The following is a 17,272-nucleotide window of genomic DNA, read 5'->3' as shown; positions in this document are numbered from 1 at the left end:
CAAGGGTTTGTGACGAACATGGGTGAGGTTCCAATGGCGGATCAGGTAGCGGATCAGGACAAGATCATCGGCTACTTGAAGCGGGTGACGGCCGATCTGCACCAGACACGGCAGCGCCTGCGCGAGGTCGAGGCCCAGGAGCCGGAGCCGATCGCCATCGTCGGCATGGCCTGCAGGTTCCCCGGCGGCATCCAGTCGCCGGAGGACCTGTGGGGCCTCGTCGCGGGAGGCCGGGACGCCATCACCGACTTCCCCACCGACCGCGGCTGGGACATCGAGTCCCTGTACGACGCGGACCCCGACCAGCGGGGCACCTCGTACACCCGCGAGGGTGGATTCCTCGACGGGGTCGGCGAGTTCGACGCCGCGTTCTTCGGGATCAGCCCGCGCGAGACCCTCGGCATGGACCCGCAGCAGCGACTGCTGCTCGAAACGTCCTGGGAGACCTTCGAGCGCGCCGGCATCGACCCGGCGACGCTGCGCGGCAGCAAGGCCGGCGTGTTCATCGGCACCAACGGCCAGGACTACCCCGACCTGCTCCGCGACGGCGTCCCCCAGGGCGTCGAGCAGTACCTCCTCACCGGGAACGCGGCCAGCGTCGTCTCCGGCCGCCTCTCCTACACCTTCGGCCTCGAAGGCCCCGCCGTCACCATCGACACCGCCTGCTCGTCCTCGCTCGTCGCCCTCCACCTCGCGGTGCAGGCGCTGCGGGGCGGCGAGTGCTCGCTGGCGCTCGCGGGCGGTGTCACGGTCATGTCCAGCCCGCGCGCCTTCGTGCAGTTCAGCCGGCAGCGCGGGCTCGCCCCCGACGGCCGGTGCAAGCCGTTCGCCGACGGCGCCGACGGCACCGGCTGGGGCGAGGGCGTCGGAATGCTCCTCGTCGAGAAGCTCTCCGACGCCCGCCGCCTCGGCCACCCCGTACTCGCCGTGGTCCGCGGCTCCGCGATCAACCAGGACGGCGCGAGCAACGGCCTGACGGCCCCCAACGGGCCGTCGCAGCAGCGCGTCATCCGCCAGGCGCTCACCAACGCCGGGCTCACCCCGGCGCAGGTCGACGTCATCGAGGCGCACGGCACCGGCACCACCCTCGGCGACCCCATCGAGGCCCAGGCCATCCTGGCCACCTACGGCCAGAACCGGCCCGAGGGCCGACCGCTGTGGCTGGGCTCCATCAAGTCCAACATCGGGCACACCCAGGCCGCTGCCGGTGTCGCGGGCATCATCAAGATGGTCGAGGCGATACGGCACGGCGTCCTGCCCGAGTCGCTCCACATCGACCAGCCGTCCAGCGCCGTCGACTGGAGTACCGGCGACGTCGAACTGCTCACCCGGGCCGTGCCGTGGCCCGAGACCGGCCAGCCGCGCCGCGCCGGCATCTCCTCCTTCGGCGTCAGCGGCACCAACGCCCACACCGTCATCGAGCAGGCCCCGCCCGCCGACGCACCCGGCGCGGACGCGAAGACCGACGGCACGGGCGCCACCGACAGCGCTGACGCCGCGGTGGACGCGGAAGGTGCCACCGGGCCCGTGCCGCTGCTGGTCTCCGGCCAGGGCGACGACGCCCTGCGCGCCCAGGCCGCCCGCCTCGCCGCCCACCTGCGGGCCCACCCCGCACTCGCGGCGGACCCCGCCGCCCTGACCGACCTCGGCTTCTCCCTCGCCACCAGCCGCTCCGCCCTCGACCGCCGGGCCGTCCTCTTCGCCGCCGACCGCGAGCAGCTGCTGGCCGACCTCGACGCGCTCGCCGCCGGCGAGCAGCCCGCGACCGCCGTCCTCGGCGCCGCCGGCGACGGCAACACCGCCTTCCTCTTCACCGGCCAGGGCAGCCAGCGCGCCGGCATGGGCCGCGAGCTGTACGCCACCCACCCCGGCTTCGCCCGCGCCCTCGACGCGGTCCGCGACGAACTCGACCGGCACCTCGAACGCCCCCTGTACGAGGTGCTGTTCGCCGCCGAAGACACCCCCGAGGCGGCGCTGCTCGACGCGACCGCCTACACCCAGGCCGCCCTGTTCGCCGTCGAGGTCGCCCTCTACCGCCAGCTCGAACAGTGGGGCGTCACCGCCGACTTCCTCATCGGGCACTCCATCGGCGAACTCGCCGCCGCCCACGTCTCCGGCGTCCTCACCCTCCCCGACGCGGCCGCCCTCGTGGCCGCCCGCGGCCGCCTCATGCAGGCCCTGCCCGCCGGCGGCTCGATGATCGCCGTCGAGGCCACCGAGGACGAGGTCACCCCGCTCCTCACCGACCGGGTGTCCATCGCCGCCGTCAACGGCCCCCGCTCCGTGGTCGTCTCCGGCCACGAGGACGCCGCCGAGGAGATCGCCGAGGCCCTGCGCGCCCGCGGCCGGCGCACCAAGCGGCTCACCGTCAGCCACGCCTTCCACTCGCCGCTCATGGACGGCATGCTCGACGCGTTCCGGGAAGCCGCCGAAGCCGTCTCCTACGCGCCGCCCGTCATCCCGATCGTCTCGAACCTCACCGGCGCCTCCGTCACCGCCGAGGAGATCTGCACCGCCGACTACTGGGTCCGCCACGTCCGCGAGGCCGTCCGCTTCCACGACGGGGTACGCGGCCTGGCCGCGCTCGGCGTCACCACCTTCGTCGAGGTCGGCCCCGGCGGAGTCCTCACCGCCCTCGCACAGGACTGCCTCACCGGCGAGAACGACCGGGACGACGCCGTCTTCGTCCCCGCCCTGCGCGCCGACCGCCCCGAACCGGCCGCGTTCGCCGCCGCCGTCGCCCAGGCCCACGCGCACGGCGTCCGGGCCGACTGGTCCGCCGTCTTCGCCGGGCGCGGTGCCACCCGCGTCGACCTGCCCACGTACGCCTTCCAGCGGGGCCACTACTGGCCCGAACAGCCCACCGCCTGGACCGGCGACGTCACCGCCGCCGGCATCGGCTCCGCCGACCACCCGCTCCTCGGCGCCGCCATCGCCCTGGCCGACGGCGACGGCTACCTCTTCACCGGCCGGCTCTCCCTGGCCACCCACCCCTGGCTCGCCGACCACACGGTCATGGACACCGTGCTGCTGCCCGGCACCGCCTTCGTGGAACTCGCCCTCCAGGCCGGCGAGCACACCGGCTGCGAACTCCTCGACGAGCTCACCCTCCAGGCCCCCCTCGCCCTGCCCCCGCACGGCGGCGTCCAGATCCAGCTCGCCGTCGGCGCCCCCGACACCGACGGACGGCGCTCGCTGACCCTGCACTCCCGGCCCGAGGACGCCGCCGACGACACCTGGGGCGAAGGCGCCTGGACCCGGCACGCCACCGGCTTCCTCACCCCCGCCGGCGCCCGCCCCGCGCCGCGCGCCGGCGCCGACCTCACGACCTGGCCGCCGCAGGACGCCACCGCCGTCCCCGTCGAGGGCCTCTACGAGCACCTCACCGCCTCCGGCTTCGCCTACGGACCCGTCTTCCAGGGCCTGACCGCCGCCTGGCAGCGCGCCGACGAGGTCTTCGCCGAGGTCCGCCTGCCCGAGCAGGCGCACGCCGAGGCCGCCCTTTTCGGCCTGCACCCCGCCCTGCTGGACGCCGCCCTGCACGCCGTCGGCATGGGCTCCCTGCTGGAGGACACCGAGCACGGCAGGCTGCCGTTCTCCTGGAGCGGCGTCAGCCTCCGCGCCGTCGGCGCCCGCGCCCTGCGCGTCCGCCTCGCGCCCGCCGGCCAGGACACCGTCTCCGTGGACCTCGCCGACGAGTCCGGCGCGCCCGTCGCCTCCGTCGACGCGCTGCTGCTGCGCCCCGTCACCCCCGACCAGGTACGGGCGGCCCGCACCGCCTTCCACGACTCGCTGTTCCGCGTCGAGTGGAGCCCGCTGGCCCTGCCGGCCGCCACCACCGTCGCCCCCGGCCAGTGGGCCCTGCTCGGCGCGGCCGGGGCCGGCCCCCGCTTCACCGCCGTGCTGCCCACCGCCGCCGCGCACGGCGACCTCGCCGCCCTCGCCGCGGCCATCGAGGCCGGCGGCCCCGTACCGCAGGCCGTCGTCGTCCCCGTCCCCGCCGTGGACGCGCCCGCGCGGACCACCGTCGACGCCGCGCTGTCCGCCGCCGTCCGCGACGCGCTGCACCACGCCCTGGACCTCGCCCGGGCCTGGCTCGCCGACGCCCGCTTCGACGGCTCCCGGCTGGTGTTCGTCACCCACGGCGCCGTCGCCACCGCCGGCGCCTGCGACGTGGCCGACCTGGCGCACGCCCCGCTGTGGGGCCTGCTGCGCTCGGCCCAGTCCGAGCACCCCGACCGGTTCGTCCTGCTCGACCTGGACGACCGCGAGGAGTCCCTGCGCGCCCTGCCCGCAGCGCTCGCCACCGCCGAGCCGCAGCTCGCCCTGCGCGAGGGCCGCGCCGTCGTCCCCCGGCTCGGCCGCGTCCCCGCCCTGCCCGCCCCCGAGGGGCAGGAGGCCCGCCCGCTCGACGCGGACGGCACCGCCCTGGTCACCGGCGCCACCGGCACCCTCGGCGGGCTCGTCGCCCGCCACCTGGTCACCGAACACGGCGTCCGCCGCCTGCTGCTGACCAGCCGCCGCGGCGAGGCCGCCGCCGGAGCCGGCGAACTCCTCGAAGAACTCCGCGCCCTGGGCGCCGAGGCCACCCTCGCCGCCTGCGACGTCGCCGACCGCGAGGCCCTCGCCGCGCTGCTGGCCTCCGTACCGGCCGAACACCCGCTGACCGCCGTCGTCCACACCGCCGGCGTCCTCGACGACGGCATCCTCGAGGCGCTCACCCCCGAGCGGCTCGACCACGTCCTGCCCGCCAAGGTCGACGCGGCCGTCCACCTGCACGAACTGACCCGCGACGCCGACCTCGCCGCGTTCGTCCTGTTCTCCGCCGCCGCCGGCACCCTCGGCGCCGCCGGACAGGCCAACTACGCCGCCGCCAACACCTTCCTCGACGCCCTCGCCCACCGCCGCCGCGCCGAAGGCCTGCCCGCCACCGCGCTCGCCTGGGGCCTGTGGGCCGAACGCAGCGGCATGACCGGCGACCTCGCCGACACCGACCTGGAGCGGATCTCCCGCGCCGGAGTCGCCGCGCTGTCCTCCGCCGAGGGCCTCGCCCTCATGGACACCGCCCGCGCCACCGGCGAGGCCACCGCCGTCCCGATGCACCTCGACCTGGCCGCCCTGCGCCAGGCCGACGCGAGCATGGTGCCCCCGCTGCTGCGCGGCCTGGTCCGGCCCGCCGCGCGCCGGGCCGCCGCCGCCCAGGGCGCCGCGCCCGCCGACGGCCTCACCGAGCGGCTGCTGCCGCTGACCGCCGCCGAGCGCGACCGGCTGCTGCTGGCCACCGTCCGCGTCCAGGTCGCCGCCGTCCTCGGCTTCCCCGGCCCCGACGCAGTCGACCCCGGCCGGGCCTTCAAGGAACTCGGCTTCGACTCGCTCACGGCCGTCGAGCTGCGCAACCGCCTCGGCTCGGCCACCGGCGTCCGGCTGCCCGCCACTCTCGTCTTCGACTACCCCACCCCGAACGCGCTCGCCGCGTTCCTGCGCACCGAACTCCTCGGTGACCAGGCGGCCCAGGCCCCGGCCGCCACCACCGCCACCACCCGGGCCGTCGCCGACGAGCCCATCGCCATCGTCGCCATGAGCTGCCGCTACCCCGGCGGTGTCAACACCCCCGAGGAGCTGTGGCAGCTCGTCGCCGGCTCCGCCGACGCGATCTCCCCGTTCCCCACCGACCGCGGCTGGAACCTCGACGCGCTCTACGACTCCGACCCCGGCCGGGCCGGCACCTCGTACACCCGCGAGGGCGGCTTCCTGCACGACGCCGCCGACTTCGACCCGGACGTCTTCGGCATCAACCCGCGCGAGGCCCTCGCCATGGACCCGCACCAGCGGCTCCTGCTGGAGACCTCCTGGGAGGCCTTCGAACGCGCCGGGATCGACCCCGCCTCCGTCCGCGGCAGCCGCACCGGCGTCTTCGCCGGCGTCATGTACCACGACTACCTGACCCGGCTCCCGGCCGTCCCCGAGGGCCTGGAGGGCTACCTCGGCACCGGCACCGCCGGAAGCGTCGCCTCCGGCCGCATCTCCTACACCTTCGGCCTCGAAGGCCCCGCCGTCACCATCGACACGGCCTGCTCCTCCTCCCTCGTCGCCCTGCACTTGGCCGCGCAGGCCCTGCGCAGCGGAGAATGCGACATGGCGCTCGCCGGCGGCGTCACCGTCATGTCCACCCCGGACACCTTCATCGACTTCAGCCGCCAGCGCGGCCTGTCCACCGACGGCCGCTGCAAGTCCTTCTCCGCCGACGCCGACGGCACCGGCTGGGCCGAGGGCGCCGGCATGATCCTCGTCGAGCGGCTCTCCGACGCCCGCCGCAACGGCCACCCGGTCCTGGCCGTCGTCCGTGGCACCGCCGTGAACCAGGACGGCGCCTCCAACGGCCTCACCGCCCCCAACGGGCCCTCCCAGCAGCGCGTCATCCGCGAGGCCCTCGCGCACGCCGGACTGACCACCGCCGACGTCGACGCCGTCGAGGCCCACGGCACCGGCACCACCCTCGGCGACCCCATCGAGGCCCAGGCCCTGCTCGCCACCTACGGCCAGAACCGGCCCGAGGACCGGCCGCTGCGGCTGGGCTCCATCAAGTCCAACATCGGCCACACCCAGGCCGCCGCCGGCGCCGCGGGCATCATCAAGATGGTGCAGGCGATGCGCCACGGCGTCCTGCCCGCGTCGCTGCACATCGGCGAGCCGTCCCCGCACATCGACTGGAGCGCCGGCGCCGTCGAACTGCTGACGGAAGCCGCCGCCTGGCCCGAGACGGGCCGCCCCCGCCGCGCGGGCATCTCCTCCTTCGGCGTCAGCGGCACCAACGCGCACGTCATCATCGAACAGCCGCCCGCCCAGCAGGACACGGACCGCGACGGCGACCCGGCCGGCGCGGCCGCCGAGTCCGCCGCCCCGCTGCCGTTCCTCCTCTCCGGCCGGACCCCCGACGCGCTGCGCGCCCAGGCCGCCCGGCTCGCCGACCACCTCGCGCTGCACCCCGAGGCGGACCCGGCCGACGTGGCGTTCTCCCTGGCCACCACCCGTACCGCCCTGGACCGCAGGGCCGTCGTCGTCGCCGGCGACCGTGACGGACTCCTCACCGGACTCGCCGCCCTCGCCGAGGGCCGCGACAGCGCCCGGCTCGTGCGGCACGACGCCGCCGACGGCCGGCTCGCCGTCCTCTTCACCGGACAGGGCAGCCAGCGCCCCGGCATGGGCCGCGAACTGTACGCCGCCCACCCCGCCTTCGCCGCCGCCCTCGACGAGGTGTGCGCCGCCCTGGACCCGCACCTCGAACAGCCCCTCAAGGACATCCTGTTCGCCGAGGACGGCGACCTCCTGAACCGGACCGGCCACACCCAGCCCGCCCTGTTCGCGCTGGAGACCGCGCTCTACCGCCTCGTCGCGTCCTGGGGCGTGCACCCCGACTTCGTCGCCGGCCACTCCATAGGCGAGATCACCGCCGCGCACGTCGCGGGCGTCCTCTCGCTGCCCGACGCGGCCGCCCTCGTCGCCGCCCGCGGCCGCCTCATGGAAGCACTGCCCCAGGGCGGCGCCATGATCGCGCTGACCGCCACCGAGGACGAGGTCCGGCCGCTGCTCGCCGGCCACGAGGACCGGATCGGCATCGCCGCCGTCAACTCCGCCTCCGCCGTCGTCGTCTCAGGCGAGGAGACCCTCGCGCTGGAGATCGCCGCCGAGTTCGAGCGGCGCGGCCGCCGGACCAAGCGGCTCACCGTCAGCCACGCCTTCCACTCCCCGCTGATGGACGGCATGCTCGACGCCTTCCGCGACGTCGCCGCCTCCCTCACCTACCACGCGCCCGTCATCCCCGTCGTCACCCACCTCACCGGAGCCGTGGCGGGCGACGAACTGCGCACCCCCGAGCACTGGGTCTCCCACGTCCGCGAGGCCGTCCGCTTCCTCGACGGCATCCGCACCCTGGACGCCGAGCACGTCACCACGTACCTCGAACTCGGCCCGCAGGGCGTCCTGTCCGGCCTCGGACGCGACTGCCTCACCGACACCGACGACGCCACCGACGCCGTGTTCGTCCCCGCCCTGCGCCGCGACCGCGGCGAGGCCGAGGCGCTCACCGCCGCGATGGCCGCCGTCCACACCCGCGCCGTCCCCCTCGACTGGCCCGCGTACTTCGCCGCGACCGGCGCCCGCCGCGTCGACCTGCCCACGTACGCCTTCCAGCGCCGCCGGTTCTGGCTCGAAGCCCCCGCCGGATTCATCGGGGACGTCGAATCGGCGGGCCTGGGCGCCGCCCACCACCCGCTGCTCGGCGCCGCCGTCCCGCTCGCCGACGGCGAGGGCTTCCTGTTCACCGGCCGCCTCTCCCTCGACACCCACCCCTGGCTCGCCGACCACGCCGTCATGGGTACGGTCCTGCTGCCCGGCACCGCCTTCGTCGAACTCGCCGTCCGCGCAGGCGACCAGGCCGGCTGCGACGTCCTCGAGGAACTCACCCTCGAAGCCCCGCTGGTCCTCGCCCCGCACGCCGCGGTACGCCTCCAGATCGTGGTCAGCGCACCCGACCAGGACGGCCGACGGACCCTCGACCTGTACTCCGGCGACCCCGACGCCGCCGACGACGAGCCCTGGACCCGGCACGCCGCGGGCGTCCTCGCCACCGGCGCGCCGCGCCCCGCCTTCGACCTCACCGCCTGGCCCCCGCCCGGCGCCGAGGCCGTCACCGTCGACGGCCTGTACGAGCACCTCGGCCAGGGCGGCTTCGCCTACGGGCCCGTCTTCCAGGGCCTGCGCGCCGCCTGGACCCTCGGCGACGACGTCTACGCCGAGGTGGCCCTGCCCGACGACCGGCACACCGAGGCCACCCGCTTCGGCCTGCACCCGGCGCTCCTCGACGCCGCCCTGCACGCCACGTTCGTCTCCTCCGACGGCGACCGGCAGGCCGGACTGCCGTTCTCCTGGCGCGGGGTGTCCCTGCACGCCGTCGGGGCGTCCGCGCTGCGCGTCCGCCTCACCGCGGACGGCGCCGACTCCCTCTCCTCCAGCTGGCCGACACGACCGGCGCGCCCGTCGCCACCGTCGACCACCTGATCGTCCGGCCCGTCTCCGCCGACCGGCTGGCCGGCGCCTCCCGCGCCGCCTACCACGAGTCGCTGTTCCGGATCGAGTGGGCCACCGTCCCGCTCCCGCCCGCCCCCGCCGGCGCCCCCGCGGCCCCCTGGGCCGTCATCGCCCCGGGCTCCGCCGCCGGCTCGGCCTCAGGCACTGACTCCGCCCCGGGCTCCGCCGCTGGCTCGGCCTCAGGCACTGACTCCGGCTCGGGCGCCGACTCCGGCTCTGCCGCTGCCGCTGCCGCCGACTCCGGTTCCGACTCCGGTTCCGGCTCCGGCACCGTCGCTGCCGCTGCCGCTGCCGCTGCCGCTGCCGGTGCCGCCGACTCCGGCTCCGGCACCGGCTCCGGAAGTGCCGCGCTGCCCGGGCCGGTCCACGCCGACCTCGTCGCCCTCGGCGCGGCCCTCGACGCCGGCGCCCCGGCTCCCGCCTACGTCCTCGCCCCCTGCCCGTCCGCCCCGGCGGGGGCGCTCACCCCGGACGCCGTCCGTGCCGCCACGCACCGGGCACTCGCCCTGGTCCAGGGCTGGCTCGGCGACGACCGGTTCGCCGCGTCCCGCCTGGTGTTCGTCACCCGCGGCGCCGTCGCCACCCCGGGCGACTGGGACCTCGCCGACCCGGTCCACGCCCCCGTCTGGGGCCTGGTCCGCTCCGCGCAGTCGGAGAACCCCGACCGCTTCGTCCTGGCCGACCTCGACGCCGCCACCCCCGCCGAAACACTGGCCGAAACACTGGCCGAGGCACTGGCCGCCGCCCTCGCCACCGGCGAACCGCAGCTCGCGATCCGCCGCGGCACCGTCCACGCGCCCCGCCTCGCCCGCGTCCCCGCGACCACGCCGCTGACCCCGCCCCCGGGCGAGTCCGCCTGGCGCATGGACATCCAGGACAAGGGCACCCTCGACCACCTCACCCTGGTCCCCAGCCCCGAGTCCGAGGCGCCCCTGGAGCCCGGCCAGGTCCGCGTCGCCGTCCGCGCCGCCGGCCTCAACTTCCGCGACGTGCTCAACGCCCTCGGCATGTACCCCGGCGACCCCGGCCTGATGGGCAGCGAAGGCGCCGGCACCGTCGTCGAGACCGGCCCCGGCGTCACCGACCTCGCCCCCGGCGACCGCGTCATGGGCATGCTGCCCGGCGCCTTCGGCCCGCTGGCCGTCGTCGACCGCCGCATGATCGCCCCGATGCCCGAGGGCTGGACCTTCGCCGAGGCCGCCGCCGTGCCGATCGTCTTCATGACGGCGTACTACGCACTCAACGACCTCGGCGGCCTGCGCGAGGGCGAAACCCTCCTCGTCCACGCCGCCGCCGGCGGCGTCGGCATGGCCGCCGTCCAGCTGGCCCGCCACTGGGGCGCCGACGTCTACGCCACCGCCAGCCCCGCCAAGTGGGACACCCTGCGCGGACTCGGCCTGACCGACGACCGGATCGCCTCCTCCCGCACCCTCGACTTCGAGGAGACCTTCCGCACCGCCACCGCCGGACGCGGCGTCGACGTCGTCCTCGACTCCCTCGCCCGCGAATTCGTCGACGCCTCCCTGCGGCTCCTGCCGCGCGGCGGACGCTTCGTCGAGATGGGCAAGACCGACGTCCGCGACCCCCGGGACGTCGCCGCCGCCCACCCCGGCGTCAGCTACCAGGCGTTCGACCTCACCGAGGCCGGCCTCGACCGCATCCAGGAGATGCTCACCGAGCTCCTCGCCCTCTTCCGGGCCGGCTCCCTGCGCCCCCTGCCCGTCTCCGCATGGGACCTGCGCCAGGCCCCCGAGGCCTTCCGCTACCTCAGCCAGGCACGCCACGTCGGCAAGATCGTGCTCACCGTGCCCGCCGACTGGAACCCTGACGGCACCGTCCTCATCACCGGCGGCACCGGCACCCTCGGCGCACTCGTCGCCCGGCACGCCGTCACCGTCAGGGGCGCCCGCCGCCTCGTCCTGACCAGCCGCCGCGGCGAGGCCGCCGCCGGCGCCGCCGAACTCGCCGCGGAGCTGCGCGCCCTCGGCGCCGACGTCACCGTCGCCGCCTGCGACGCCGCCGACCGCGAGGCCCTCGCCGCGCTGCTGGCCTCCGTACCGGCCGAACACCCGCTGACCGCCGTCGTCCACACCGCCGGCGTCCTCGACGACGGCATCGCCGAGGCCCTCACCCCGGAACGGATCGACCACGTCCTGCGGCCCAAGGCCGACGCCGCGCTCCACCTGCACGAGCTGACCCGCCACCACGACCTGGCCGACTTCGTCCTCTTCTCCTCCGCCGCCGGCACCTTCGGCGGCGCCGGCCAGGCCAACTACGCGGCCGCGAACGTCTTCCTCGACGCCCTCGCCCGCCACCGCCAGGCCCACGGCCTGCCCGGCACCTCCCTCGGCTGGGGCCTGTGGGCCGAGGCCAGCGGCATGACCGGCGAGCTCGACACCGCCGACAAGGACCGCATGACGCGCTCCGGCGTCCTCGGCCTCTCCTCCGAAGAGGGTCTCGCCCTCCTCGACACCGCCCACCACACCGGCGACGCCCACCTCGTCCCCATGCAGCTCGACCTCGCGCCGCTGCGCCAGGCCGACGCGAGCATGGTGCCCGCGCTGCTGCGCGGCCTCGTGCGCGCCCCCGCCCGCCGGGCCGCCCAGGCCACCGCGGCCGGGACCGGAACCCCGCTGGTGGAGCAGCTCGTACGCCTTCCCGAGAACGAGCGCGACGCGCTCCTGCTCGACCTCGTACGCGACCAGGTGGCCGCCGTCCTCGGCCACGCCACCCCCGACGCCGTCGAACCCGGCCGCGCCTTCAAGGACCTCGGCTTCGACTCGCTGACCGCCGTCGAGTTCCGCAACCGCCTCGGCGCCGCCGCCGGGGTCCGGCTGCCCGCCACCCTCGTCTTCGACTACCCCACCCCCACGGTGCTCGCCGGCTACCTCAAGGACGAACTCCTCGGCTCCGAGGCCGCTGCCGCCGCCCTCACGGTCCGGTCGGCCGCCGCCGAGGCCGACGACCCCATCGCCATCGTCGCCATGAGCTGCCGCTTCCCCGGCGGCGTCCGCAGCCCCGAGGACCTGTGGGAGCTGCTCGCCGAGGGCCGCGACGGCATCGCCCACCTCCCCGCGGACCGAGGCTGGGACACCGAGGCGCTCTACGACCCCGACCCGGACAACCCCGGCACCTCGTACGCCAGCGAAGGCGGCTTCTTCTACGACGCCCCCCACTTCGACCCGGCGTTCTTCGGGATCAACCCGCGCGAGGCCCTCGCCATGGACCCGCAGCAGCGGCTGCTGCTGGAGACCTCCTGGGAGGCCTTCGAGCGCGCCGGGATCGACCCGACGGGCCTGCGCGGCGGACAGGTCGGCGTGTTCGTCGGCCAGATGCACAACGACTACGTGTCCCGCCTGAACACCGTCCCCGAAGGCGTCGAGGGCTACCTCGGCACCGGCGGCTCCAGCAGCATCGCCTCCGGCCGCGTCTCCTACACCTTCGGCTTCGAGGGCCCGGCCGTCACCGTCGACACCGCGTGCTCCTCCTCGCTGGTCGCCCTGCACCTCGCGGCGCAGGCCCTGCGGGCCGGCGAGTGCTCCCTCGCCCTGGCGGGCGGCGTCACCATCATCACCACCCCCGACGTCTTCACGGAGTTCAGCCGCCAGCGCGGCCTCGCCGCCGACGGCCGCTGCAAGCCGTTCGCGGCCGCCGCCGACGGCACCGCGTGGGGCGAGGGCGTCGGCATGCTGCTCGTCGAGCGGCTCTCCGACGCCCGCCGCAACGGCCACCAGGTCCTCGCGGTCGTACGCGGCACCGCCGTCAACCAGGACGGCGCCTCCAACGGTCTGACCGCCCCGAACGGTCCGTCCCAGCAGCGCGTCATCCGCCAGGCCCTCGCCAACGCGGGCCTCGCCTCCGCCGACGTCGACGCCGTCGAGGCCCACGGCACCGGCACCCGGCTCGGCGACCCCATCGAGGCGCAGGCCCTGCTCGCCACCTACGGCCAGGACCGCCCCGCGGACCGGCCGCTGTGGCTGGGCTCCGTCAAGTCCAACTTCGGCCACACCCAGGCCGCGGCGGGCGTCGCCGGCATCATCAAGATGGTCCAGGCGATGCGCCACGGCGTCCTGCCGCAGACCCTGCACGTGGACGAGCCGTCCCCGCACGTGGACTGGTCGGCGGGCGCGGTCTCGCTGCTCACCGAACAGCGGGCTTGGCCCGAGACCGGCCGCCCGCGCCGCGCCGGCATCTCCTCCTTCGGCATGAGCGGTACGAACGCGCACGCCATCGTCGAACTCCCGGAGAGCCCCGCCACCCCGGCCGCCCCCGCCGTCCCGGTCGCACCGGCGGCGCTCCCGTGGCACCTGACCGCCCGCACCCCCGAGGCCCTGCGGGCCCAGGGCGAGCGGCTCCTGTCCCACCTGGAGGCACACCCGCAGACGGCGCCGGCCGACATCGGCCACTCGCTGGCGACCGGCCGGGCCGTGTTCGACCACCGCGCGACCGTGGTCGCCGCCGACCTCGACGGCTTCCGCACCGGCCTGGCCGCCCTCGCCGAGGGCCGCTCGGCGGCGGGCCTGGTCCAGGGCGCGCCGACGGCGGGCGGAAAGCTCGCCCTCCTCTTCACGGGGCAGGGCAGCCAGCGGCTGGGCATGGGACGCGAGCTCTACGAGACCTACCCGGCCTTCGCGGCCGCGCTCGACGCGGTGTCCGAGCGGCTTGGCCTCGAACTGCCGCTGAAGGACGTCCTGTTCGGTTCCGATGCCGCTGTTCTGGACCGTACGGAGTTCACGCAGCCGGCGTTGTTCGCGGTCGAGGTGGCGTTGTTCCGCCTCGTCGAGTCGTGGGGTGTGAAGCCGGACTTCCTGTCGGGTCACTCGATCGGTGAGATCGCCGCCGCGCATGTTGCGGGTGTGTTCTCGCTGGAGGACGCGTGCACGCTGGTCGCGGCGCGCGGCCGCCTGATGCAGGCGCTGCCCGCGGGTGGGGTCATGATCGCGGTGGAGGCGTCGGAGGACGAGGTCCTGCCGATGCTGACCGACCGCGTCAGCATCGCGGCCGTCAACGGCCCGCGCTCGGTGGTCATCGCCGGTGACGAAGACGCGGCGGCCGCGGTCGCCGAGTCGTTCGCCGACCGGAAGGCCAAGCGGCTGACCGTCAGCCACGCTTTCCACTCGCCCCACATGGACGGCATGCTCGACGCCTTCCGCCAGGTGGCGGAGGGGCTGGCGTACGCGAGCCCCCGGATCCCGGTCGTCTCCAACCTGACCGGCGCGCTGATCACCGACGAGATGGGCTCGGCCGACTTCTGGGTCCGCCACGTCCGCGAGGCGGTCCGCTTCCTGGACGGCGTCCGCGCCCTGGAGGCCGCCGGAGTCACGACGTACCTCGAACTCGGCCCCGACGGCGTGCTCTCCGCGATGGCACAGACCTGCCTGACCGACGACAGCGGCTCCGCGGCCTTCGCCCCCGCCCTGCGCGCGGGACGCGACGAGCCCGAGACCCTGCTCTCGGCGCTTTCCACCGCGTACGTGCGCGGCACCGCCGTCGACTGGCCCGCGTTCTACGCCCCGCTCGGGGTCCGGCGCGTCGACCTGCCGACGTACGCCTTCCAGCGCAGCGTCTACTGGCTCGACGCCGGCCGCGCGGACGGCGACGTCGCGGCGGCCGGGCTCGGCACCGCCGACCACCCGCTGCTCGGCGCCGAGGTCCAACTGCCCGACTCCGACGGCCACCTCTTCACCGGACGGCTGTCGCTGACCACCCACCCCTGGCTCGGGGACCACCGGGTCATGGACTCCGCCCTCCTGCCCGGCACGGCCTTCGTCGAGCTCGCGCTCCGGGCCGGCGAGCACGTCGGCTGCGACCTGGTCGACGAACTCACCCTGGAAGCCCCCCTCGTGCTGCCCGAGCACGGCGGCGTACAGCTGAGGCTCTCCGTCGGAGCGGCCGACGCGTCGGGCCGGCGCCGCAGCCTCACCCTCCACTCCCGTCCCGAGGGCGTGGATCCGGATGCGCCGTGGACGCGGCACGCCGTCGGTGTGCTCGCCACCGGGGCCGACCAGGCCCCGCAGAGCCTCACCGAGTGGCCGCCGGCCGGAGCGGAGGCCGTCCCCGTGGAGGGCCTGTACGAGGGCCTCGCGGAATCCGGATTCGGGTACGGCCCGGTGTTCCAGGGCCTGCGGGCCGCCTGGCGCCAAGACGACACCTACTACGCCGAGGTCGCGCTCCCCGAGGCGGCCGACGACGACGCCGCACGGTTCGGCCTGCACCCCGCCCTCCTCGACGCGTCCCTGCACGCGCTCGGACTGCGCACCGCGGACGCCGCCGGCGGCGAAGGACGGCTCCCGTTCTCCTGGTCCGGTGTCTCCCTGCACGCGGTCGGCGCCTCGGCGCTCCGGGTGCGCCTGACCACCGCCCGCAACGGCGAGGTCGCCCTCACCATCGCCGACACCACGGGGGCCCCGGTGGCCTCGGTCGCCGGCCTGGCCCTGCGATCCGTCAGCCGGGACCAGCTCGACACCACGCCGGACCTGACCCGTGACGCCCTGTTCCGTGTGGAGTGGGCGGAGGCGGCCGGTGGCGGCTCCTTCGACGACTGGCTGATGTGGGGTGAGGAGGACGGGACTCCGGCGGCGCTGGTGGTGCCGTGCGTGGAGCCGACCGGCGGCGATGTCGTCGGCGCGGTGCACGCCGGGACGGCCCGGGTGCTGGGTCTGCTGAACGACTGGCTGGCCGACGAGCGGTCGGCGCAATCGCGTCTGGTGTTCCTGACCCGGGGCGCGGTGGCCGCCGTACCGGGTGAGGACGTGTCCGACCTGGCGCACGCGCCGGTGTGGGGTCTGGTGCGCTCGGCGCAGTCGGAGAACCCGGGCCGTCTCGTCCTGGTCGACATCGACGCCGAGGGTGACGTCGAGGCCGGGCTGTCGGCCGCGCTGGCCTCGGGCGAGTCCGAGGTCGCGGTGCGGGGTGGCGCGGTTCTGGTGCCGAGGCTGGCGCGTACGGCGGTCGCCGCTGGTGCGGGCGTCGAGTGGGATGCCGATGGCACGGTGTTGGTGACGGGTGCGAGTGGTTCGCTGGGCGGGCTGTTTGCCCGGCATCTGGTCGCCGAGCACGGTGTTCGGCGTCTGCTGCTGGTGAGCCGTCGTGGTGAGGCGGCGGAGTTGTCGGCCGAGCTCGTCGGTCTGGGCGCTGAGGTGTCGTGGGCGGCGTGTGATGTGGCCGACCGTGAAGCGCTGGCCGCGGTACTCGCCGGCGTTCCTGCGGAGCACCCGCTGACGGCGGTCGTGCACACGGCCGGTGTCCTTGACGACGGTGTGGTCGGTTCGCTGACCGCCGAGCGTCTGTCGGCCGTACTCCGGCCGAAGGTCGATGCGGCGTGGAACCTGCACGAGCTCACCCAGGACCTGGACCTCTCCGCGTTCGTGCTGTTCTCCTCGGCCGCTGGTGTCTTCGGTGGCGCCGGCCAGGCCAACTACGCGGCGGGCAACACCTTCCTGGACGCCCTGGCCGCCCACCGCCGGGCCCAGGGTCTGGCCGCCACCTCCCTCGCCTGGGGCCTGTGGACCGGGGTCGGCGGCATGGGCGGTGACCTGGCCGACGGCGACCGCGACCGCATCAACCGCGGCGGCATCGGCGTCCTCGCGCCGGAGACCGGCCTCGCCCTCTTCGACGCGGCCCGCCGCACGGACGACCCGCTGCTCGTACCCCTCCCGCTCGACCTGGCCGCCCTCCGCGCCCAGGCACGCACCGGCATGGTTCCCGACCTGCTGCGCGGCCTGGTCCGCGTACCGGCACGCCGGGCGGTCGGCCAGGGTGCCACGGCCGACGGGGCCGCGCTCCGTACGCGGCTGTCCGCGCTGCCCGCCGAAGAGCGGGAGGCGGCCCTGCTGGAGACGGTCCGGGCCGAGGTGGCCGCCGTACTCGGCCACGCCTCGACCGACGAGGTGCCGGCCGACCGGGCGTTCAAGGAGCTCGGCTTCGACTCCCTGACCTCGGTCGAGCTGCGCAACCGCCTCGGCGCCGCCATCGGCGAACGGCTGCCCGCCACGCTCGTCTTCGACTACCCCACGCCGAGCGCGCTCGCGGCGTACCTGCGGACCGAGGTCCTGGGCCTGTCCCTGACCCCGGACGAGGAGACGGCCGCCGCGGCCACCGCCGTGCCCGCGTCCCTCGGCGCCGCGCTCCACGACGACCCCATCGCGATCGTCGGCATGAGCTGCCGCTACCCCGGCGGGGTCGA

The 17,272-nt window shown here is 75.7% G+C and carries 2 protein-coding genes; both read left to right on the top strand.

All coding sequences use genetic code 11. The annotated features are described in order from the left end of the window. Nucleotides 1–33 precede the first annotated feature (33 nt). Nucleotides 34–9,057 (top strand): type I polyketide synthase, encoded by a 9,024-nt coding sequence (locus OG982_RS30795; protein WP_353963104.1) that lies wholly within the window; start codon nucleotides 34–36, stop codon nucleotides 9,055–9,057. Nucleotides 9,058–9,641: 584 nt separating this feature from the next. Continuing rightward, nucleotides 9,642–17,272: type I polyketide synthase (locus OG982_RS30790; RefSeq protein WP_266950257.1), on the top strand; the 7,631-nt coding region annotated here is incomplete at its 3' end.

The organism is Streptomyces sp. NBC_01551, assembly GCF_026339935.1.
Classification (GTDB): Bacteria; Actinomycetota; Actinomycetes; order Streptomycetales; family Streptomycetaceae; genus Streptomyces.
Note: the sequence above shows the minus strand (reverse complement) of the source record. Positions and strands in the feature narration are given on the sequence as shown.